The 1,214-nt window shown below is 62.7% G+C and carries 1 protein-coding gene; it reads right to left on the bottom strand.

What is annotated here, in order from left to right:
- The coding region (locus tag AC1DIG_RS29245; protein WP_477770101.1) for an immunoglobulin-like domain-containing protein at positions 1 to 1,214 on the bottom strand (1,214 nt) is incomplete at both ends.

Genomic DNA, 1,214 nt, shown 5'->3' on the forward strand with positions numbered 1-1,214 from the left:
CCGCTGGTGCTTTCGATGGTGGTACTGACCGTGCTGCCGTTCTTGTAGACGTCGTTCGCCGGGGTGTCGACCACCACGGAGCCGGTGGTTTTACCGGCCTCGATGTTGATCACCGCGCCGTTGCTCAGCGTCACGCTCATCGCGGTGCCGGCCGGGTTGGTCAGCGTCGCGGTGTAGGTGATCTGGCCACCTTCGGTGACCGAACCGGTGGCCGCCAGGGACAGGCCGGTGTTGTCGATCGAGTCGGTAATGGTGGTGACCGCCGGCGTCGTGCTCGGGGTCAACTGCTCGAAGTTGCCACCGCTGGTGCTTTCGATGGTGGTGCTGACGGTACTGCCGTTTTTGTAAACGTCGTTCGCTGGKGTGTCGACCACCACGGAGCCGCTGGTTTTACCGGCCTCGATATTGATCACGGCGCCGTTCGACAGCGTGACGCTCATCGCGGTGCCGGCCGGATTGCTCAGCGTCGCGGTGTAGGTGATCTGGCCACCTTCGGTAATGCTGTTGTTGGCGGTGAGTGTCAGGCCGGTGTTATCGATCGAGTCGGTGATCGTGGTGACCGCCGGTGTGGTGCTCGGGGTCAGCTGTTCGAAATTGCCACCGGTGGTGCTCTCGATGGTGGCGCTGACGGTGCTGCCGTTCTTGTAAACGTCGTTCGCCGGGGTGTCGACCACCACCGAACCGGAAGTCTTGCCGGCTTCGATGTTGATCACCGCGCCGTTGGACAGGGTCACGCTCATGGCGGTGCCGGCCGGATTGCTCAGCGTCGCGGTGTAGGTGATCTGGCCACCTTCGGTAATGCTGTTGTCGGCGGTGAGTGTCAGGCCGGTGTTGTCGATCGAGTCGGTGATCGTCGTAACCGCCGGGGTCGTGCTCGGGGTCAGCTGTTCGAAATTGCCACCGGTGGTGCTCTCGATGGTGGTGCTGACSGTGCTGCCGTTTTTGTARACGTCRTTCGCCGGGGTATCGACCACCACCGAGCCGGAAGTTTTGCCGGCTTCGATGTTGATTACCGCGCCGTTCGACAGGGTCACGCTCATCGCGGTGCCAGCCGGATTGCTCAGCGTCGCGGTGTAGGTGATCTGCCCGCCTTCAACCACCGAACCATTCGCGGTCAGGCTCAGGCCGGTGTTGTCGATCGAATCGGTGATGGTGGTCACCGCTGGCGTCGTGCTCGGGGTCAGCTGCTCGAAGTTGCCGCCAGTGGTGCTTTC

Source organism: Pseudomonas sp. 05N431 (assembly GCF_056397005.1).